This window comes from Bacillus sp. URHA0034 (genome assembly GCF_056280405.1).
Genome location: NZ_JBWCDK010000002.1, coordinates 2,119,850 through 2,141,266, shown reverse-complemented (window position 1 = coordinate 2,141,266; position 21,417 = coordinate 2,119,850). Strand labels below are relative to the sequence as shown.

Below are 21,417 nucleotides of genomic sequence, written 5' to 3'. Positions count from 1 at the left end.
TGTGGTTCGGACAAAAAAATAGATTGGTGCCGGCACCAATCCAAAATGGGAAGTTTTAAGAAATGAGCTCCTTCGAACTTATTCCTAATTAAGTTACTCTTATAATAATGAAAACTTGTGTAGATAATAGGGGGAAGTTATGTGGAAGTTGTGAAGATTTGGTTTTGAGGACAAAAAAATAGACTGGTGGGTTCACCAATCAAATTATGGGAAGTTTTAAGAAATCAGTTCTTCGAACTATTTCCTAATTAAGTTACCTTAATCATAAGAAAAATATATGAAGAAGTTATGCAGAACTTATGTAGAAGTTGTGAAAATTGCTAATGTCTAAGATGGCTTTTTCCATTAGCTTAACTTTAACATGTTTCGCAGAGTAATAGGCGTCTATCTATTCCGATTTTGAAGTATAGTCATACACTGTTTAAAGCTAGATATAAAGGAGGGATTTATATGGAGGAAAGACAATTTGGGGTTCCTGGTCAAACATATCATCATGGCCAAGGCGGCTATTATCCAGGTCAGGGTTATCATCACGGTCATGGAGGGTATTATCCAACGCCGGTAGGGTATCCAGGTCATGGATATCATCATGGGCATGGCGGTTATTATCCAGGACATGGGTATCATCATGGACATGGCGGTTATTATCCAGGACATGGGTATCATCATGGACATGGAGGCTATTATCCAGGTCACGGATATCACCACGGTCATGGCACATACCGCCAGGACAACGGTAAATAAAGTATTTAACCACAAACACTGTTAACAAAGTAAAAAAGATGCCTGACACCCTAAGGGTGTCAGGCGTCTTTTTTACTTTTGGGTAGTTGTGTTTATTAAAAAATGCCATATAATAGAATTATCAGTGTTCATAAAATTGTCGAAAATATAATATTGCTAATGTATAAATAGGGATAAGCATAAAGGACAGAAAAATTTGGAGGGATTGCTCAATGGTAAAAGCAGCAGTTGCGGGTGTAATTGGTTTTGTACTTATTTTTATCGAATCAATGATCGTAATGAAACTAAAAGGCTATGAAACGATTGAATATGGAGGCATTGCTCCTTTTATTAATGTCTGGGCAATGAATTTCTTTTTTGTTTATGCAATCCTTACACAGGTTACATATTGGTATGAAAGCAAACAAGAGCTTAATGAGGATAATAGCTACTAGAAATCCACACCATATCTGGTGGTACAAGATAAGCATCTCCATCTCAATCTGAGAAGTGGGTGCTTATTTTTTTATTTCAATAAATTGGAAATGATTCTTGATAAGACTAATGCGATTAGTTAAAATAAAACTAACAATATTAGTTTTAGGGGGATGGGTTTAATGAGGCTGTTAAAAAAAGGATATGTTTATCAAGTAACGTTTATGGCACGTGTTTTTCCGGTAAACTGCTATTTGGTGGAAGAAGAGGATGGGTTAACGTTAATCGATGCTGCCCTTGGATTTTGTGCAAAAGGAATATTGCAGGCTGCCGAAAAAATCGGAAAACCCATTTCTAAAATTGTACTAACACATGCCCATGAAGACCATGTGGGTGCACTTGATAAAATCAAAATGACACTCCCAGAAGTACCTGTCTATATTTCATCCCGTGACTACAGACTAATGAATAATGATCGTTCACTTGATCCTCATGAAGATCAAACTCCGATAAAAGGGGGAGTTCCGAAAGATCTAAAAACCCGGGCCAATATTTTACTGAATGAAGGCGATTTAGTTGGGTCATTAACAGCGATCGAAACACCGGGTCATACACCGGGGTCAATGTCATTCCTCGATTTGCGGACTAAAGCTTTAATTGCCGGCGATGCCTTTCAAACAAGAGGCGGTATCGCGGTTGCCGGGGATATAAAACCATTATTTCCATTCCCTGCTTTCGGTACTTGGAGTAAGAAAACGGCTTTAGCAAGTGCCAAAAAATTGCTTAGCTATCAACCCAAGCTGCTCGCGGTTGGCCACGGGGAAATGATGGAGAACCCAACTGCTGTGATGGAAAAAGCAGTAGAAGAATTTCATTGGAAAATCGGATAAAGGAGAAGGAACATGTCACCAAGACCAAAAGTCGGACTTGAAATGTCCGCAATATTAGATACAGCGGGGGAAATTGCCGACCACCAAGGGATGTCCGAGGTTACACTCGCAAACCTTGCGAAGAAATTAGGGATTCGCCCCCCTTCATTGTATAACCATTTTGATGGACTGCCCGGATTACGAAAAAAACTTGCTATTTATGGCATCGACCAATTATATGAGGAAATGGCGGATGCCGCTAATGGGGTGGAAACAACGGAAGCCGTCCTTGCCATGAGCAGGGCTTACGTGAATTTTGCCCGAAAACATCCAGGGATTTATGAGGCAACTCTACTTGCTCCAAACCCAGATGACGAAGAGGTACAACAGGCCGGAAGGAAAATTGTTGACCTTTCAATCCGTGTCCTGCAAGCCTATCATTTGGAGGGAGAGCAGGCCTTACACACTGTTAGAGGATTACGCAGTATTTTGCATGGTTTCGCTGCATTAGAGCAAAAAGGTGGTTTTAAAATGAAGTTGGATTTGGATGATAGTTTGAACATCATTATTCAAGCGTTTCTTAAGGGAATGGTCAGTAGCAGTTAGCTTCATTCTTACATCCAAACAATGGTAATGTTTTAATTATCAGAGCTCTGATATAATGGGGATAACTTTACTTTAAGGAATGATCAGTATGCAAAGATCGGAACAATATGGGTTAATATTGGATGTTGAAACAACCGGTTTAGGACCAACAAAAGACGAAGTAATTGAACTTGCACTGAAGTTATTTACCTACAGGAGGGAAACGGGAGAAATCATCGAAATAATCGAGGAGGATTCTTTTTTACGTGAGCCCCTTTCAAGGACAGCCCGGAACAATTATGATACTGCCTTTCGTGTCCATGGGATTCCTTATGAGTTAGTAAGAGGGAAAAGCTTCTATGATGTGAAAATTAAAACCTATTTCCACCGTGCTGATACGGTGTTTGCTCATAACGCATCTTTTGACCGCAGCTTTTTGTACCATATGTATCCTGAAGTCAATGAACTAAAGTGGTATTGTACGATGAGAAATATCCCTTGGAAGAACTATGGATTTCCAAACGGAAAACTCCTGACTTTATTACAGGCTCATGATATCACAGATTATCAAACACATAGAGCGCTTGATGACATTACATATCTATTGGATCTGCTTAAGAAAACGAGTCCGAAGGGTAATCTCTATCTCCAAGAAGTCCTCGAAAAAGGACCAATGAGAAAATACCAGCCAGCCGCAGCCCGCACCAGACTAGGTTAAAGGTGCCTGTCACCATTAATAGTATTAACACTATACCAATGTTGAAGACTCATTAATTTATAACATCATACTTGTATGTTAAAATATTCACTATGTTAAAATACATCGGGGTATGGTGATTATGAAACTCTTAACATTAAACTGTCATTCTTGGCATGAGGAACATCAGCTTGATAAGATCGCGCATTTGGCTGAAACCATAATCGAAAATTCATATGATGTAATTGCCTTGCAAGAGGTTAGCCAGGCAATAGCGGAAGAGTATGTGGATGGACAGGTTAGGAAAAACAATTACGGCTACGTATTGTTACAGGAACTAAAAAAGCGTGGAAGCAATGAATATTCGATGGTATGGGACATTTCTCACTTTATCACGAATGGAACATTTGAAGAAGGACTAGCTCTTCTAACCAAGCACCCAGTCATTCAGAAGCACTCATTTTTTGTCTCACAAAGTGAAGATTATATCATTAACTGGAAAACAAGGAGAATAGTGGGTGCAACGATTATCTACCAGGACAAGCCTTGCACCTTTTATTCTTGTCATACGGGATGGTGGCACGATGAAGTCGAACCATTTAAGGTACAGGCAGATAAGCTGTTTCAAAAAGTGAATTGGGATGAGCATTTCTTTCTAATGGGGGATTTCAACAACGATGCATCACTCGAGGGAGAGGGCTATGAATACTTGTTAAATCATGGTCTTTATGACACGTTCCATTTGGCGAAGAACAATGATGAAGGAATCACTGTTAAAGGAAAAATTGCCGGTTGGAGCAATAATAAACAAGACCTGCGAATTGATTTAATCTTAACCAATCAACCTGTACAAGTAGATTCTTCAAGAGTCATCTTTAACAATCACAATAAAATGGTGGTATCTGACCATTATGGTGTAGAGGCAAAGGTTAATTTATAAACGAAATTAATATTGACTCGATCAGTGAGTGAGAAATGGATAAAAACTCAAAAAAACGGCTTTGCTGCATAAAATGCATGCAAAGCCGTTTTTAGTTGCTTTTCCGTTATGTATAGGAGCCTCATGCTGATATCCGTATAGGGAAGGGATCAAAAGGATTATCTACCCTCAGTAAAGACTTGAAAATTAACCCCGAACTTATCCGTTACACTGCCGTATGCTGGGCTAAAGAAGGTCTCTTGCAGCGGCATACCCACTTGACCGCCATCCTGTAATGCATCAAAGAATTTATGCGCCTGGTCAGCATCATTCGTTGTAATACAGATTGTTACCTGGTTACCGCTCTGATGTGGCTGGCCAGGAAAAGTATCGGAAAACATTAGCTCTGTTTCACCAACTTTAATGGTTGCATGACTAACAAGATCCTTCGCCTCTGCAGGTAATGGAAATTCAGGGTTCTCCGGCATCTCACCGAATGATTGGCTGAAGAGAACCTGAGCATCTAAGGCCTTTTGATAAAAATCAATTGCTTCCTTTGCATTACCATTCATCACTAAATAGGGAATCAAACGTAATGTCATAATAAATCAGCTCCTTGGTTAATGGGTAAACTTCACTTTCCGTTTGGAACATAAAACAACATTGGTATGCACAAGGATAAGTGAAACAACACAATTCCTATTCTTACCAATATTTCAATTATAAAACAAAGAACAAATGTTCGCAACAAAAAGAAAACCCATTAAGGTTTTTTTTCTATCACCTATGCTTAACCAAATAATGGTGCCTGACACCATTAATACTATAGGTATCGTTCATTTATTATTTTAAGATGATGCAGTGCGTGGCCTGCTATGATGTAGGCAAGGGCACGTGCAGTGATTTCGGAATTGTTGGCAACGCCAATCCTCTCCCAGGCTTCATCTGGCATATTGTTAACGAGTGTGATGGTAGCCCTGCGTACAGCTGTGAAGTCTTCCAAGATTTGTTTAACCGACAACGTATTAAAGTTAGATGCAGCAATATAGTCGTTCTCATTGAAACCAGCAAGTGGTGTTTGATCGCCGCGGCCGACTCGCAGCAGACGATAGCTCATAATCCGTTCGGTGTCCGTCATATGACCAAGGACCTCCTTGATACTCCACTTACCTGGAGCATATCGAGACTGCCCATCTTTCTCTGATATACGATCAGCTAAGGCTGTAGTGTTCTCCAAGTTCTCCTTCAAAATCTCAATGAAGTCCCCATCTGGAACTAACTTTACATATGGCTGGTAATACTTAGGAAACTCACTCGCTTCTGGACGTTGAACCATCCCATTTTCCCCCTTTAGTCAATGATTGATGTTTATTCCTGATTGTTGTAATGATGCTTAATGATAAATATATCGGTTTAAATTAAAATACTTACCTAAATATTATAATTTTTTGAAAATTTAATTGCCATCTATCTGCTTAATCTCGAGAAAACCTGATGTATTACTTCTACCCTTGCCACGATTTCCATTCAAAAATAAAAGAGCTGCCACAAAAAGCGGCAACCCTTCGTTTACAATTAAACCATTTTTTCAAAATGGATTCGTTTATTGAGGACATACATGACCGGCATTCCGACAGCCATCACAACTAATTCACCAATAGCGGTTGTCAGCCATGTGAATAGGAAAGGCAGATCAAATGCTAAATGAAGTTCAAGTGCAATTAAGAACATCGTTACCGTGAAAATAAGGGTATTGACTACCATTCTAGCCCATATTTCTCTAATGAATCGTGAACATAAAATCGTAATGACTAAAGCAATCACTGATTGGCCTACTCCGAAAATCAAATCGTAAGCCTTCATTGGCGAGAAAAATAAGTTCGTCAAAAATACCCCTAAAACAATCCCGTAAATGTACTTTTTATTAAATACGACTAAGTGATTAAACATCTCCGATATACGGAACTGTACTTGGGTAAACCCGAACGGTTGAATCAACGCTGAAACTGCAATATACAACGCTGCAATAATCCCATTAACGACGATTCCTTGCACATTGCTATGCACTCTGCCTGTTGAGGCATTTGTACTTTCCGGCTGCGCAAATTTCTCCATATTCATTTCTCCTTAGTTTTTTTACGTGGGAGGTTCTCGAACCACGTTAAATTAGAATACTTGCAAACTAATATATTATTATAAAAAAAAACATGGGTCAATGACATTATTTTGAAAAAATTTATAGAAGTAATTTCCAAAATAGTAAATAATACCACTGGGTATGGCGCATATTAAAAATAAAAAAGGAATGGCTATAGATGAAATATAATAAAATGTTGTTACTCGTGTTATTGATAGTTCCATGGATGTCATTGCCAATGCTCGGAAAAAGAAACTTTAAGCGCTTTTTACCAGCATCCTTTTTTATGATGGCTTGGATATCTGTGGAAAGCGTAGTGGCCAAAAAGAGAGTATGGTGGAAATTTTACGATAAACTAATTCCCAATACAATGGGGGAATTGCCTTTCCTTTTAGGACCGTTTATGATTGGTTCGATTTGGATTTTAAAGTTTACATTTGGGAACTTTTTTCGTTATATAATCGTGAACTTGGTCACGGACTTTTTATTTTCTTATCCCGGAATGTTTATTCTAAAAAGGATGGGAATTGTTTCACTCATAAGATTAAAGCATTATCAAATGGGAATCTTGTTTATGGCAAAATCCGTCCTTATGTACGGATTCCAATTCATGGTTGAAAAATTCCGTAAGAAACCCAAATCGTTAATCCAAAGACTCCTCCCTAAAAACTAACAAGGGACGATTTTCCTATCTGTCGTTCTTTTAATTATTGCTTGTCTTTTTATTTGATGTTAAGATTTTATTAATTTAATTTTTATATTATAGGATTGTTACTGTTAAATCAGGCAAAACCTAAGACTAATGCCATTATCGTTAGTTTTAGGTTTTTATTTTTTTAGAGGTGATTGACATGAAAATTGCAAAAGTAATTAATAACAATGTCATCAGTGTTATCGATTCCCATAACAAAGAACTTGTAATTATGGGCAGGGGGATTGCGTTTCAAAAAAGACCAGGTGACCTTGTGGACGAATCAAAGATCGAGAAAACTTTTAAATTAGATAATAAAGATGTCTCGGAGAAATTTAAAACACTATTGTATGATGTTCCTATGGAATACATGGATGTCTCGGAACGGATTATTTCCTACGCGAAAGAGAAACTGGGAAAAAACTTAAATGACAGTATCTATGTTTCGTTAACGGACCATATCACCTTTGCGATTGAAAGAAGTCAAAAAGGCTTAATTATTTCAAATCCGTTGCTTTGGGAAATCAAACGAATTTATGCTGACGAATATGCAATTGGTTTGAAGGCCATAACAAAAATACAAGAGATGCTTGGGATTACTCTTCCACAGGATGAAGCCGGTTTTATTGCCATGCATATTGTCAATGCAGAGTTAAACGAAGAAATGCCCAACGTTGTTAACATGACAAAGTTAATTCAGGATATTCTAAATATCGTTAAATATCATTTCAAAATAGACCTTGATGAGGAATCATTGAATTATTTCCGTTTTCTTACTCATCTCAAATTTTTTGCACAGCGATTATATGCCGAATCTCCCTACAACAATGAAGATGATTTTCTCTATGAGATGGTCAAAGAGAAGCAAAAAGACGCCTTTGCATGCGTGGAGAAAATCCGCGATTTTATTGCAAAAACACATAATCATCAGCTGACAAAGGAAGAAATGGCCTATCTTACCATTCATATTGAACGAGTAGTAAATAGATCCTGAAATTTTTTAAAAAGAAAGCGTTGACAGCCTGTGAAAGCGGATGCTATTATAAGTTTACAAATTAATTAATTTTTAGGATTGTTACTGATCAAGCAGGCAAAACCTAAATTGTAGGCCATTACTCTATGGGTGTGCTATACAATTTAGGTTTTTTTTATTCCCTAAGCCGTAGTTTCTTTGTGGGGACTGGCCAGCACCTGCAAGCGGCTACGGTAAACTTTATATTTTAAACAGGATTGTTACTGGTAATGCAGGCAAAACCTGAGGAACACGAGCGGGGACCATTGGGTCAATTCCATCTCATGTTCCTCAGGTTATTTTTTTACAAAAAATCAGGAGGTATAACCATGGACTACAAAAAAACAGCAGTTAGTATCGTAGAACTTGTCGGCGGAGAAGGAAATGTTCAGAATGTCATTCACTGTATGACAAGATTACGTTTCAATTTACATGATCGAAGTAAGGTAGACCGTAAAGGATTAGAAAAAGTTCCTGGCATCATGGGCACAAATGTAAGCGGTGACCAGTTCCAGATTATTATCGGAAATGATGTACCAAAGGTATATAACGCCATTCTTGAGAACAGCGCAATTAAGATTGATAGCAAAAGCAAGAAACCTACAAGAGGTAAAAATCCAATCAATGCTATTTTTGATGTAATCTCAGGTACGTTCACACCAATCCTTCCAGCGATGGCCGGAGCAGGTATGATCAAAGGGATTCTTGCCATTGCGATTGCGCTTGGATGGATGACAGATAAGAGCCAAGCATATACGATTTTAAATGCAATCGGAGATGGAGCGTTCTACTTCTTGCCGATCCTATTAGCAGTCAGTGCAGCACGAAAGTTTGGCAGCAACGTTTATGTAGCAGCAACTATTGCGGCCGCTCTTTTACATCCAACATTAACAGCATTATTAAGTGCTGGTAAACCGATCCACTTCTTAGGGCTCCCTGTAACTGCTGTAACTTATTCATCTACAGTCATCCCAATCTTACTAGCGATTTGGATAGCAGCTTATGTTGAAAAATGGGTAGACCGCATTATACCTAGCATGTTTAAGCTAATTCTAGTTCCAACAATAACTTTATTAATTGTTGTTCCAGTAACATTAATCGCAGTTGGTCCACTAGGTTCAATTATCGGAAACTGGCTTTCATTAGGGGTTGGGGCACTATTTGAACATGGATGGATCTTTGCAGGATTAATCTTGGGTGGTACCTGGTCATTAATTATCATGACAGGTATGCACTACGCGTTCCTTCCAATAGTAATGAACAATCTTACAACTAAGGGCTATGACGTGATCCTGCCTTCAATGTTTATGGCGAATATGGGTCAAGCAGGAGCAACATTTGCAGTATCATTACGTTCTAAAAATAAGTCATTTAAGTCACTAGCTATGACAACTAGTTTAACTGCACTTATGGGCATTACAGAGCCAGCTATGTATGGTGTAAACATGCGACTTAAGAAGCCATTTATTGGCGGATTAATTGGTGGTGCCGTTGGCGGCGCTTACTACAGTGCAGTAGGTGTAAAATATTTCATTCTTGGTGGTAACGTTGGTCTACCAGGTATCACTTCCTTTATCGGATCGACATTTGTATTAGCTATCATTGGATTACCAATTGCTTTCGCAGCAGGTGCTATCGCTACTTTTATTATGGGATTTGAAGATGTAGAAAGTGAAGAAGAGCAAGATTCAACAACAGCCGAATCAACTAACACAGTTGACACTAAGTCTGAATTAATTATAGCCGCTGAAAAAATTTTCAGCCCATTAAAAGGTGAGGTAAAAGCATTAAGCGAAGTAAATGACCCAACCTTCTCTACAGAAATCATGGGTAAAGGATTAGCCATTCAGCCGCAGGAAGGGAAAGTAGTTTCTCCTGTGAATGGTAGAGTAACAACTATTTTTAAAACTAAACACGCCATCGGGATTACAAGTGATAATGGAGCAGAAATTTTGATCCATGTTGGTTTGGAAACAGTAAGGCTAGAAGGAAAACATTTCACAGCACATGTGGAAGACGGCGACTTTGTTGAGATAGGTCAAACTCTTGTAACTTTCGATATGGATGCCATTAAGGCAGAAGGATATGACCTAATTACTCCAGTCATTATTACAAATCCGGATCGTTACCAAACCATTGAGCCGGTTAAAAAAGGAAACATTAACGCACGTGAAGCATTTCTAGCCTTGCAGTAATAGGAGGTGCGGGGAAATCCAATTTCCCCTGACTTTCTACATATGATCTACTGTAAAACTTAATGATTTATAAAAAAACAATGAGGTGACTTTTGATGAATCGTAAATTTCCAGAAGGCTTTTTATGGGGCGGAGCAACCGCAGCAAACCAATTAGAAGGAGCATATCAAGAAGGCGGCAAAGGTTTAAATCTTGCAGACGTGCTTCCTGGTGGAAAAGCTCGCTTAGAACTTCTTATGAAACCTGGTTTCGATTATGAGATTGACCAAACTAAGTATCATTATCCAAACCACGAAGGAATTGATTTTTTCCATCGTTATAAAGAAGATATTGCTCTTTTTGCGGAAATGGGTTTTAAGGTATTCCGTATGTCGATTGCCTGGTCACGTATTTTCCCAAGAGGCGATGAAGAAACGCCGAATGAAGAAGGCTTAGCTTTTTACGACCGGGTATTTGATGAGTTACACAAACATGGTATCGAACCAGTCGTGACCATTTCTCACTATGAAACACCTTTACACCTTATTAAAGAGTATGGAGCCTGGAAAAATCGGAAACTTATTGGTTTCTTTGAACGTTATGTTAGAACCATTTTTAATCGGTATAAAAATAAAGTGAAATATTGGATGACTTTTAACGAAATTAATGGAGCAACACATTTCCCACTTTTCGGCTTAGGTTTTTCTGCCTCAAGTGAAGAAGCTCGTTTACAAGAAAGCTTCCAAGGGCTGCATCATCAATTTGTAGCAAGTGCTTTAGCTGTAAAAATAGGACATGAAATTATACCTGGTTCGCAAATCGGATGTATGCTTGTTTATGCTCCAGTGTACGCTTTCGATAGCAACCCTGAGAATGTCATGTATGCTTTAAAAGAAGAACAAATTTTTAACTACTATTGTGGAGATGTCCAAGTTCGTGGTGAATATCCTGCTTTTGCCGAGCGTTACTTTAAGGAAAATGGTATCGAATTAGACATTCAAGATGGCGATTTAGAGATCATTAAAGAAGGTACTGTCGATTATATTGGATTCAGTTATTATATGTCACGCACTGAAAAGAAAGAAAAGTTGGACGAGGAAGGTGCATCTGGAAACATTATTGGTGGTGTAAAAAATCCTTTTCTTAAAGCTAGTGATTGGGGCTGGGAGATTGATCCAGAAGGACTACGAATCTCACTAAACAAACTCTATGACCGCTATCAAGTACCTTTATTTATTGTAGAAAATGGTCTTGGGGCAAAAGATCAAGTAGAAGCAGATGGTTCAATCAATGACGATTATCGGATTGATTATTTAAGAGACCATATTAAAGCGATGGGTGAAGCGATCGAAGATGGTGTTAACCTGATTGGATACACTCCTTGGGGCTGTATCGATCTAGTGAGTGCATCTACTGGTGAAATGTCTAAACGTTACGGATTTATTTATGTTGATAGGAACGATGACGGCAGCGGAACATTAGAACGCAGTAAGAAAAAATCCTTCTTCTGGTATAAAGATGTTATTGCCACTAATGGCGAACAACTTTAATACTGGAGCTTGCCGGAAAGCCCTATGTGCTTCCGGCTTTTCGTATTTTGAAATTGAAAAATAAAGTTGATTGAGCTTTTGGATGAATTTTATGAGATTAAAATCTTCTATAGCCCTGAAGGACAAGGCATGAGAGGACTACGACAGATAAGAGTGGATCATAACCCCGGAAGGACAAGGCACGATTGGATTTCGACAGATAAGAGTGGTTCATAACCCCGGAAGGACAAGCTGGGATTGGATTTCGACAGATAAGAGTGGTTCATAACCCCTGAAGGACAAGGCGCGATTGGATTTCGACAGATAAGAAGGGTTCATAACCCCTGAAGGACAAGGCGCGATTAGATTTCGACAGATAAGAGTGGTTCATAACCCCTGAAGGACAAGGCATGAGAGGACTACGACAGATAAGAGTGGATCATAACCCCGGAAGGACAAGGCACGATTGGATTTCGACAGATAAGAGTGGTTCATAACCCCTGAAGGACAAGACGCGATAGGACTACCACAGATAAGAAGGGTTCATAACCCCAAAAGAAATCACATGAGTAAGATTCCGCAGATTACAGGGTTCTATAAGACTTTAAAGTAGACATGAATTGGAGGAGAAAAAAAATGAAACACACTAAACTTAAACCATTCCCAGCTGACTTTTTCTGGGGCGGTTCCACATCAGCTTACCAGATTGAAGGGGCTTGGAATGAAGATGGAAAAGGCCCTTCGGTTATTGATATGGCCAAATATCCAGAAGGAACAACTGATTTTAAAGTAGCCAGCGACCACTATCATCATTATAAAGAAGATATTGCGCTACTGGCCGAAATGGGCTTCAAGGCATACCGCTTCTCCATTGCCTGGACACGAATCTATCCAAATGGTTCAGGGAAGTTAAACCAAAAGGGAATCGAGTTTTACAATAACTTAATCAACGAAATTGTCTCCCATGGGATTGAACCTATTGTTACGATGTATCACTTTGATTTACCGTATGCTCTTCAGCAAAAAGGCGGCTGGTCAAACAGAGAAACGATTGAAGCCTTTGAAGTGTATGCCAAAACCCTTTTCGAAAACTTCGGTGACCGCGTGAACTATTGGTTGACCATTAACGAACAAAACATGATGATCCTTCACGGTGATGCGATTGGAACTGTTGATCCTAATCTAGAAAACCCTAAAAAGGAATTATATCAACAAAATCACCACATGCTTGTTGCTCAGGCAAAGGCGATGATCCTGTGTCATCAAATGCTGCCAAATGCAAAAATTGGTCCAGCACCGAACATTGTATCCATCTATCCAGCTAGCTCTAAGCCGGAGGATATCATGGCAGCTCAAAATTATTCAGCAATCCGTAACTGGCTCTATTTAGATATGGCTGTGTTTGGCCGCTATAATACAACGGCATGGAATTATTTTGAAGAAAAAGGCTATGTTCCAACTATTCTTGATGGTGACATGGAGGTTTTAGCAACTGCAAAGCCTGACTTTATTGCCTTTAATTATTATACATCCCAAACAGTAGCCGCAAGTGAAGATGACGGTTCCGATGTAAATCATACGGGAGACCAGCATATTACGATTGGGGAGTCAGGCGTTTATAAAGGAGCGACCAATCCGAACTTGAAAAAGAATGAGTTTGGCTGGGAGATTGACCCGATTGGCTTTAGAAATACACTAAGAGAAATCTATGATCGCTATAACCTTCCACTGATTATAACTGAAAATGGCTTAGGTGCATTTGATAAGCTTGAAGAAGGCGATGTAATCAACGATCCATACCGGGTTGACTTCTTACGTAAGCATATCGAGCAAATGCAGCTGGCCATTACAGATGGAGTTGAGGTATTCGGATTCTGCCCATGGTCAGCGATTGACCTTATCAGTACACACCAAGGCTGCAGCAAACGTTACGGTTTTATCTTTGTTAACCGTGATGAGTTTGATTTAAGAGATTTACGCCGTATTCGCAAGCAAAGTTTTTATTGGTATAAAGAACTTATTGCTACAAACGGTGAGAAATTAAATTAATTTTTTCAAGAGCTTGCCCCAGTTGGGACAGGCTCTTTTGTTTTGGGTAGGGCATCAAGGATTAGAAAATGGTAGAATAATAGATAATTTATCCTTGGGGGTGAGTCTGTGAAATTAACCAATTTTGAGCAGTGGATTGAAGATAAAATTCTCGAACGCGGCCACGCTTATTTTAAAAAGGGGAAAATCCTAAATCTTACTACTTCAGATGACATTCATTATAAAGCCCTCGTTGATGGATCTGAAGTCTATCATGTAAATGTTTATCTGAATGATGAAGTCATTGTAAATGCTTATTGTGATTGTCCATACGACTTGAATGAATATTGCAAGCATAAGGCAGCTGTTCTCTATGCATTAAGAGACAAAAGGCCTCAATTACAAGATTCCGCGAAAAGCGAGGAACCTGGGAAAGGGAGTGTTAATTCAATTCTAGTCAACCAAAACAAAGAAGATTTAATTGACATGATTTTAGAATTAACTGAGGAGTTCCCAGATATAGAAAAAAGATTGCTCTTTAAGTTTAGTCCTGATAAAGAAGAGATATCTTCTGCTAAAAAGTTAATTCAGGAGTACATTACAGGTGCAAAAAGAAAAGGATTTATTGATTGGCGTCATATTGGCCAAGCACTAAAAGGGGCAGAATTAACACTGCAAAAGGCACAGGAGAAACTAGATGCAGGGGATACACAGAATGCGGTGCTATTGTCCCTTATCGTCCTTTCTCCCGTTGTAAAAATGCTCCAGCATGCGGATGATTCCGATGGTTCTGCCGGCAGCATAATTAATTGGGCGCTAGCCATTACGCAAAAGGCAGTTTCAGCGAGTTTAAAGCTTTTACCTGAAAAAGAACAAAGGAAACTTTTTGAAGCCATCTTAAAAGAATCGCAAAAAGCAATTTACGACGACTGGAGTGATTGGCGGTACGACCTTTTAAGGATTTGTACCCATTTTTCGCATGATAATGAAATAAGAAAGAAGTTAGAAAAACAATTGGATATCCTCCTTGAGCAAGCCGGGACTTCTTGGAATGCTAAGTATGACATAAAAGAAGTAAAGCTGCTGCAGCTGGAAATAGTCACAAAATGTGAGGGATTGGATGCAGCCAGGAAGTTTATTGATGAAAATCTCCATTTTAGTGAATTCCGAAAGAGGGCGATTGCGTTAGAGCTTGAAGCGGAGGACTATAAAAAGGTAATTCAGCTTTGTTTAGATGGGGAGGCAGCAGATCAGGCATATCCTGGCCTTGTGAAAGAATGGAAGGAATTCCGCTTTCAGGCATACGAAATGCTTGGGGACATGGAGAAGCAAAGGGAGTTAGCTAGGGAGCTTTTATTTAATAATGAATTTAAATATTATCAAAAGTTAAAAGAGTTATATCCCGTAAGTGAATGGGAATCGATTTTGCAAGAAATTGTTGATGAATTTGGCAGGCAGAAATATCAGCCTTCTACTTATGTATCGATTTTAATACAGGAAGATTTGAAAGAGGAGCTATTGCGCTATTGTCAGCACAATAAATTGGTAATTACGGAATATTATCCATATATAATTAAAGACTATCCTAATGAAGTAAACGATGTGTTTTCTCAATATATTAATCAATCAGCAGATGAAGCGACTGATCGAAAAAAATACCGGAAAGTCTGTGCCTTAATTAAAACTTATAAAAAGGCTTGTGGGACAATTGCATCTCACCACCTTATTACAGAGTTAAGGGATAAGCACAAAAGAAGACCAGCATTTTTAGAGGAATTGGCAAGGATAAGGTAGGGAAGAAAATAGAAATTTGTTGACAGCCAAGCAAGATTCCTTTAGAAAAACCCCTAAGTCAATTATAATAGTGGAAGGGTTTACACAAATGAAAGCGAGGGGGATTACAATGGTTTACCAAGCAGCAGAAAATCGTTACGAAACCATGAAATACAATCGAACTGGACGTTCAGGATTATTGCTCCCAGCTGTTTCCTTAGGCCTTTGGCATAACTTTGGAGGCGTCGATACATATGAAAATGGCAGGGACATGCTGAGAAGAGCCTTTGATTTAGGTATCACCCACTTCGACTTGGCCAATAATTATGGCCCGCCAGCAGGCTCAGCCGAAGAAATGTTTGGCCGTATGTTAAATGCAGATTTCGCTCCTTATCGCGATGAAATGGTCATCTCAACAAAAGCAGGCTATTATATGTGGCCTGGTCCTTACGGAGAATGGGGCTCAAGAAAGTACCTAATCTCAAGCTTAGACCAAAGCCTCAAGCGAATGGGTCTTGATTATGTGGATATTTTTTACTCCCACCGTCCGGACCCGAACACACCGCTAGAGGAGACCATGCTGGCATTAGATTCTATTGTCCGTCAAGGAAAAGCGCTATATGTTGGGATTTCTAATTACAGTGCCGAGCAAACAGCAGAAGCAGTAAAAATCTTGAACCAGCTTGGTACGCCTCTTCTTATCCACCAGCCAAGTTATTCCATGTTTAACAGATGGATTGAGGATGGTCTGCAGGATGTATTACAAGAAAATGGGGTTGGGTCAATTGCCTTTAGTCCGTTATCTCAAGGCTTATTGACAAACAAATACCTAACTGGTATTCCAGCAGACTCCCGTGCTGCAGGTGCATCTAAATTCTTGCAAAAGGAACAGATCACCCCTCAGGTAGTGGAGCGTATCTCCAAATTAAACGAAATCGCTGTGGAACGTGGACAAAGCCTATCTCAGTTGGCTCTCTCATGGGTATTGCGCGGAGGAAAAGTGACATCAGTTCTAATTGGTGCCAGCCGCGTGAGTCAAATTGAAGAAAATGTTGCAGTAGTCAACAATCTTGACTTTTCAGATGAAGAACTCGGAAGAATTGAAGATATCTTAAAGAGTTAAAGCAAAATCTGCCAGCCGTCCAGCTGGCAGATTTTTTAAGAAAGTGCATTTAACCCTATGACCCCGATAATAATCAATACAACACTAAAAATACGTCCAGCCCTTTTCGATTCACCTAAAAGAAACATATTAATGAAAACGGCCCCGGCTGTCCCAATTCCAACCCAAACAGCATAGGCAATACTTAACTGGAGAAACTGAAACGATCCATATAGAAAGGCAAGCGAAGCCCCGAAACCGCCAATATAAAGAATTCCATTCCCGATATTTTTTTGCTGGCTGTATAATTTTAAACCGACAGCCCCAGCCACTTCACTGGTAGCAGCTAATAAAACGAATAACCAGCCCATCTTAAGCAGCCCCTTTCATGACCGCTTTTTCTTCCTTATTATCAGAAAGATTTAAACCAATTACACCAATAATAATAATCGAAATAAAAAAGATTTGACCTATGCTGATCCTGCCTCCAAAAAGGAATACATCCATTAAAACTGTTCCAATTGTACCAATTCCAGCAAAAATCGCGTAAACCGTACCAGTTGGGAGCGTTTCACATGCTTTCGGAAGAATATGATAGTCCCATAAAATTACAGCTATAACCAATGCCCACTGCCACCAAGTATGGGCAGTATTAAAACCGTATACCCAGATCCATTCAAATACACAAGTTAGAACAACATAAAACCATGCTTTATTCATCGTTAGCACCTCTTGGGAGAATAACCATTCTAAATTAGAATACCATAACAAAAATTTGGATGGCATAATAACTACTTTCGATAACAGTGATTTACATCACTAAACTCTATTTAGTTTGCCTTTATTATTAGGTAAATAGGGGAAAAATAATAGTGGATGGTGAGAAAAATGGATTATGATTTTAGATCACTATATAGTGAAATTGGCGGACAGGAAACCATTGATAAGTTAGTGGATGCTTTTTATCCGCGTGTTTATGCTGATCCAATCCTGGCCCCGCTTTTTCAAGGAGAGATGGAAGAAATCAAACGAAAACAGCGAATGTTCTTACCGCAATTTTTAGGTGGACCTGCTCTTTATAGTCAAGAATTTGGTCCCCCAGCGATGAGAGCGCGGCATCTCCCGTTTGAGGTAACACCAACCAGGGCTAGGCATTGGCTGAAATGTATGAAGGAAGCATTTCAGGAAATTGGTCTTGATCAGAATCCTGCAGGAACAGCCTTTTATGAGAGATTAACGCACGTAGCTGGAATCATGGTAAACACACCGGATAGTAAATAAAATAAAGGCTCTTCTCACTGAGAGAGGAGCCTTTTGTACGTAGATTAGAGGGTATAAATATTTTTACCAAGAGAGTTGTCCAGCTCCAGCGCCTAGCCCCTCGAGGTCACAAGCCAATCCGTCCAAAAGGTTAAAGAGCAACCTTTCGGCCGGCTCGTCTTGTGATTGTCGGGGCTGAACAAGGCGCTTGCGCTTTTCTTAATTTATTTTTTTAATTTAGCCCATGTTGCGTCAAGAGCTTTCATAGCTTCTTCTTTCGTTTTTTGACCGCCAACATATGCTTGTAGTGTTGCACCAAACTCTTGTCCAGCACCATCAGGATACTTCATGAACTGCCAAGAATACGTTTTTCCGTCATTAGAATACTTTTGAAGGTCGGCACCTAGTGGTCCAATATCTTCTGCTTTTGCTTCAATTGTTTTAAAGGCAGGTACATATTTGAAATCTTTAACTAATGCAGTCTTACCTTCTTCAGAAGTTACCATCCAATTCAAGAAATCTTTTGCAGCCTTTTTGTCTGGATTAGGTGCTTTGTTATAAACAACCCAGTTAGTTGGTACGTCAACCATTAATTTATCTGCTTGTGCTGCATCATCTGTAAGTGCTAAAGGAATAAAGCCGACTTCCATACCAGGAGTCAATTTATCCAGCATTGGCTGAATCCAGTTTCCTTGCTGAATCATGGCAGTTTCGCCGTTAGCAAATTGAGTTACTTCTGTATTATAGTCAGTAGTTAATGGATTTTTGTTTCCATACTTAACTGTTAAATCCACAAGCTTAAAGTAGTCTTCAAAGTATTTGTTTCCTGCAATCTTTGATTTACCTTCATTTAAACCAGGGATAAAGTTTTCGTTATCTGCTTGTTCGTAAGCAAATGGAACGTTAAGACCATGGTTTGCTAATACCCACCATTCCGCATAGCCAACAGAGAAAGGAGTGACTCCAGCAGCCTTAAGCTTCTTCGCTGCTGCTTCTAATTCTGAGTAAGTTTTTGGAAGTTCTGTAATACCAGCTTTCTCAAATAATTTCTTATTGTAAGCAAAACCGTAACCTTCCATGTTAACTGGCTGGCCATAGATTTTTCCATCCATTGTCATTGGTTTTAAGGCATCTTCATAAGCATCTTTTACCCAAGGCTGGTCAGATAGATCTTCTAATTTATCCTTCCAAGTAATCGCTTCTTGATATCCGCCGTTTCCAAAAATGTCAGGTGCTTTGTTTGAAGCGAATTTTGCTTTAAGGGCTGCTGCACCATCAGCGCCGCCGCCAACTGATTCGATATTAAATGTAACGTTTGGATGTTCTTTTGTATATTTATCTGTTAACGCTTTCAACTGATCTGCAATTTCAACCTTACCGTTAAAGATATCAACGACTACTTTTCCATCCTTGCTGCCGCTGTCTTTTTTCGTACCGGATGCGCTGTCACTATTGCCGCAAGCTCCTAGAAGAAGTGAGGCTGATAAAATCCCCGCTGCGATTGAATATTTTTTAAATGCCATTTGTTTTCCCTCCTGAATTATCTATCTAATTTATTTATCCCTGCTGTCAGTCGATTCTGGCAGCGGGGGTTGACCCTAGTGAGAGTTATCTAGCAGCAGCGCCTGGGAAGAAATGAACTACTTTTTATTCTGGCCAAGGCGCCTCCGCTTTTCGATTTACTTGATAGAACCACTCGTAATCCCTTTGATAATGTGTCTTTGCATTGAAAAGAAGAATATTAACAATGGTATGATACCAAGAACAAGTGCTGCTAATGCTAAATCCCATTGTTTTGTATATTGTCCAAAGAAGAAGAAGGTTGCCAATGGAATTGTCCTATATTCTGGATTTTGCAAGACAAGTGAAGGCAATAGGTAGTCGTTCCAGATCCATAAGCTATTCAAAATAACAATGGTTACTGTTATAGGTTTCAATAATGGAAAAACAATTCTCCAGAAAACACCAAACCTTGAACATCCGTCAATAATCGCTGCTTCTTCCAACTCAACTGGTATCCCTTTGATGAAACCGTGATATAAGAAGATTGTCATTCCAGAACCGAATCCCAAATACATAATGACAAGTCCCCAAATGCTGTTCAACATTCCGAGAGTTCCAGCCGTTTTGATAAGCGGAATCATGATCGATTGAAATGGGATAATCATTGCAGCAACAAAGGTCATAAAGATGATGTTACTAATTTTCTTTTTCGTTCTGACTAACATATAAGCGGCCATTGAGCAAAAAATAACCAGTACGATATTACTGATAACTGTGATTATTAAGGAATTAGAAAACACCCTTAAATAATCCAATTTCTCAAAAGCGTTAATATAGTTATCAAGCATGAACACTTTTGGAATTGCAGAAGTATTGGACAAAATTTCAGCAAACGGTTTTAAGGAGTTTGAAATCAAGTAATAAAACGGTACTAAAAAGACAAGAGCAAGCACGATAGCAAAAATCTCAAGAACAAAGCTCTTGCTTGTATATTTATTTCCCATTATGACTCAACCTCCCTTTTCTTCGAAATCGTTACTTGGAGGACGGTAATGGCTGCCACAACGATGAAGAAAATTAATGCCTTAGCTTCACCAATACCATAACGGTTATTGACGAAAGCTTCTGTGTAAATATTCAGTGCTAACATCTCTGTTGATTTAAATGGACCACCGTTCGTTAACGACAGATTTGCATCGAAAATTTTAAAAGATGAAGCGGTGGTTAAAAATAAACAAATTGTAACGGCTGGTGCCACTAGCGGCATGGTAATATGGCGCAAAATCTGAAATCTATTTGCTCCATCAATTTTCGCTGCTTCTATTAGTTCTTGCGGGACATTCTGCAAGGCTGCAATATAGATAATCATAATGTAGCCTGCCCCTTGCCATACGCTGACAATCACAATTCCCCAGAAGGCGGTATTAGCATCTCCTAGCCATGGTAATTCAAAAAAAGGAATATGCGTTAATTGTCCAAGTGAACTAAATCCTTTAACAAAAATGAATTGCCAGATGAATCCTAGCAACAGACCCCCCACCATGTTTGGCATGAAGAATACGGTTCGCAATATATTCCTTGATTTCAACATCTGTGTAACCAGGATCGCTAATGCAAAACCGATAATATTTGTTAAAACGATGGCTACAACGGTATATTTAGTTGTAAGGATAAAGGAATCTTGAAATTGCTTGTCCTGTGTAAATAGGTATTTAAAGTTATCGAGACCAACCCATTTGATATCTCCTGTTATTCCGTTCCAATCGGTGAAGGCGTAATAGATACCCGTAAAGAATGGAATTAGGACAATAATGGTAAACGCTAAGAATACTGGTCCGACAAATAGGGCGAATAACCCTGCGTCTTTTAGCTTCTTCTTTTTATTTAATGAAGAAGACTCTGAAATTTTTATACTAGTTTTGCCAGGTAAAGCTGAACTTTCTAACTCACTGTGATTATTCACTGACTGCACCTCCTATA

The 21,417-nt window shown here is 39.1% G+C and carries 22 protein-coding genes and 1 riboswitch; of the genes, 14 read left to right on the top strand and 8 right to left on the bottom strand.

Annotated elements, in window-relative coordinates; genetic code table 11:
• Positions 1 to 450 precede the first annotated feature (450 nt).
• From ACZ9EE_RS12240 to ACZ9EE_RS12215, 6 genes are all read left to right on the top strand, one after another.
• Positions 451 to 744 (top strand): hypothetical protein, encoded by a 294-nt coding sequence (locus tag ACZ9EE_RS12240; RefSeq protein ID WP_476027428.1) that lies wholly within the window; start codon positions 451 to 453, stop codon positions 742 to 744.
• A gap of 212 nt (positions 745 to 956) precedes the next feature.
• On the top strand, positions 957 to 1,178 hold the full coding sequence (locus ACZ9EE_RS12235) for a hypothetical protein (protein WP_476027426.1): 222 nt from the start codon (positions 957 to 959) through the stop codon (positions 1,176 to 1,178).
• A 162-nt stretch (positions 1,179 to 1,340) separates the two neighbouring features.
• Positions 1,341 to 2,048, top strand: coding sequence for an MBL fold metallo-hydrolase (locus ACZ9EE_RS12230; RefSeq protein ID WP_476027424.1), 708 nt, complete (start codon positions 1,341 to 1,343; stop codon positions 2,046 to 2,048).
• A 12-nt stretch (positions 2,049 to 2,060) separates the two neighbouring features.
• Positions 2,061 to 2,633, top strand: coding sequence for a TetR/AcrR family transcriptional regulator (locus ACZ9EE_RS12225; RefSeq protein ID WP_476027422.1), 573 nt, complete (start codon positions 2,061 to 2,063; stop codon positions 2,631 to 2,633).
• Positions 2,634 to 2,721: 88 nt separating this feature from the next.
• The gene (locus tag ACZ9EE_RS12220; RefSeq protein WP_476027420.1) at positions 2,722 to 3,330 is read left to right on the top strand and encodes an exonuclease domain-containing protein; all 609 of its coding nucleotides are present in this window, start codon (positions 2,722 to 2,724) and stop codon (positions 3,328 to 3,330) included.
• A 121-nt stretch (positions 3,331 to 3,451) separates the two neighbouring features.
• Complete coding sequence (locus tag ACZ9EE_RS12215; protein WP_476027418.1) at positions 3,452 to 4,249, top strand: endonuclease/exonuclease/phosphatase family protein; 798 nt, start codon at positions 3,452 to 3,454, stop codon at positions 4,247 to 4,249.
• Positions 4,250 to 4,407: 158 nt separating this feature from the next.
• Here ACZ9EE_RS12215 and ACZ9EE_RS12210 read toward each other — a convergent pair whose 3' ends face one another.
• From ACZ9EE_RS12210 to ACZ9EE_RS12200, 3 genes are all read right to left on the bottom strand, one after another.
• Positions 4,408 to 4,830, bottom strand: a complete 423-nt coding sequence (locus ACZ9EE_RS12210) for a VOC family protein (RefSeq protein ID WP_476027416.1) — start codon at positions 4,828 to 4,830, stop codon at positions 4,408 to 4,410.
• 221 nt (positions 4,831 to 5,051) lie between these two features.
• Positions 5,052 to 5,564 (bottom strand): DinB family protein, encoded by a 513-nt coding sequence (locus ACZ9EE_RS12205; protein ID WP_476027414.1) that lies wholly within the window; start codon positions 5,562 to 5,564, stop codon positions 5,052 to 5,054.
• 239 nt (positions 5,565 to 5,803) lie between these two features.
• The gene (locus ACZ9EE_RS12200) at positions 5,804 to 6,343 is read right to left on the bottom strand and encodes a QueT transporter family protein (protein ID WP_476027412.1); all 540 of its coding nucleotides are present in this window, start codon (positions 6,341 to 6,343) and stop codon (positions 5,804 to 5,806) included.
• A gap of 6 nt (positions 6,344 to 6,349) precedes the next feature.
• A riboswitch (PreQ1 riboswitch) is annotated at positions 6,350 to 6,394 on the bottom strand.
• A 149-nt stretch (positions 6,395 to 6,543) separates the two neighbouring features.
• Between ACZ9EE_RS12200 and ACZ9EE_RS12195 the strand changes: the two genes are divergently transcribed.
• From ACZ9EE_RS12195 to mgrA, 7 genes are all read left to right on the top strand, one after another.
• On the top strand, positions 6,544 to 7,038 hold the full coding sequence (locus ACZ9EE_RS12195; protein WP_476027410.1) for a hypothetical protein: 495 nt from the start codon (positions 6,544 to 6,546) through the stop codon (positions 7,036 to 7,038).
• Positions 7,039 to 7,216: 178 nt separating this feature from the next.
• On the top strand, positions 7,217 to 8,050 hold the full coding sequence (gene licT / locus ACZ9EE_RS12190; RefSeq protein ID WP_476027408.1) for a BglG family transcription antiterminator LicT: 834 nt from the start codon (positions 7,217 to 7,219) through the stop codon (positions 8,048 to 8,050).
• A gap of 347 nt (positions 8,051 to 8,397) precedes the next feature.
• Positions 8,398 to 10,263: a beta-glucoside-specific PTS transporter subunit IIABC gene (locus ACZ9EE_RS12185; protein ID WP_476027406.1), complete on the top strand. Its 1,866-nt coding sequence runs from the start codon at positions 8,398 to 8,400 to the stop codon at positions 10,261 to 10,263.
• A 95-nt stretch (positions 10,264 to 10,358) separates the two neighbouring features.
• Complete coding sequence (locus ACZ9EE_RS12180; protein ID WP_476027404.1) at positions 10,359 to 11,792, top strand: glycoside hydrolase family 1 protein; 1,434 nt, start codon at positions 10,359 to 10,361, stop codon at positions 11,790 to 11,792.
• A gap of 615 nt (positions 11,793 to 12,407) precedes the next feature.
• Positions 12,408 to 13,820, top strand: a complete 1,413-nt coding sequence (locus ACZ9EE_RS12175; RefSeq protein ID WP_476027402.1) for a glycoside hydrolase family 1 protein — start codon at positions 12,408 to 12,410, stop codon at positions 13,818 to 13,820.
• A 108-nt stretch (positions 13,821 to 13,928) separates the two neighbouring features.
• A complete protein-coding gene (locus ACZ9EE_RS12170; protein WP_476027400.1) occupies positions 13,929 to 15,593 on the top strand; it encodes an SWIM zinc finger family protein in 1,665 nt (554 codons plus the stop codon).
• 109 nt (positions 15,594 to 15,702) lie between these two features.
• Entirely contained in the window at positions 15,703 to 16,695 is a 993-nt protein-coding gene (gene mgrA / locus ACZ9EE_RS12165; protein WP_476027398.1) for an L-glyceraldehyde 3-phosphate reductase, read from the top strand.
• Positions 16,696 to 16,730: 35 nt separating this feature from the next.
• Here the strand turns inward: mgrA and ACZ9EE_RS12160 are convergent, their stop codons facing one another.
• On the bottom strand, positions 16,731 to 17,045 hold the full coding sequence (locus tag ACZ9EE_RS12160; protein WP_476027396.1) for a DMT family transporter: 315 nt from the start codon (positions 17,043 to 17,045) through the stop codon (positions 16,731 to 16,733).
• A gap of 1 nt (position 17,046) precedes the next feature.
• Positions 17,047 to 17,394 (bottom strand): DMT family transporter, encoded by a 348-nt coding sequence (locus ACZ9EE_RS12155; RefSeq protein WP_476027394.1) that lies wholly within the window; start codon positions 17,392 to 17,394, stop codon positions 17,047 to 17,049.
• A 156-nt stretch (positions 17,395 to 17,550) separates the two neighbouring features.
• Here ACZ9EE_RS12155 and ACZ9EE_RS12150 point away from each other — a divergent pair, with 156 nt between their 5' ends.
• Positions 17,551 to 17,955 carry a globin domain-containing protein gene (locus tag ACZ9EE_RS12150; protein WP_476027392.1) on the top strand — a complete coding sequence of 135 codons (405 nt, stop codon included), beginning with the start codon at positions 17,551 to 17,553 and terminating at the stop codon, positions 17,953 to 17,955.
• A 203-nt stretch (positions 17,956 to 18,158) separates the two neighbouring features.
• Here ACZ9EE_RS12150 and ACZ9EE_RS12145 read toward each other — a convergent pair whose 3' ends face one another.
• The 3 genes from ACZ9EE_RS12145 to ACZ9EE_RS12135 all read right to left on the bottom strand — a co-directional run bounded on the left by ACZ9EE_RS12145 (position 18,159) and on the right by ACZ9EE_RS12135 (position 21,400).
• A complete protein-coding gene (locus ACZ9EE_RS12145; RefSeq protein WP_476027390.1) occupies positions 18,159 to 19,457 on the bottom strand; it encodes an ABC transporter substrate-binding protein in 1,299 nt (432 codons plus the stop codon).
• Between the two features lie 156 nt (positions 19,458 to 19,613).
• Complete coding sequence (locus ACZ9EE_RS12140; RefSeq protein ID WP_476027388.1) at positions 19,614 to 20,441, bottom strand: carbohydrate ABC transporter permease; 828 nt, start codon at positions 20,439 to 20,441, stop codon at positions 19,614 to 19,616.
• Positions 20,441 to 21,400 (bottom strand): carbohydrate ABC transporter permease, encoded by a 960-nt coding sequence (locus ACZ9EE_RS12135; protein WP_476027386.1) that lies wholly within the window; start codon positions 21,398 to 21,400, stop codon positions 20,441 to 20,443. The genes ACZ9EE_RS12140 and ACZ9EE_RS12135 overlap by 1 nt, the downstream gene beginning before the upstream one ends.
• Positions 21,401 to 21,417: the final 17 nt, after the last annotated feature.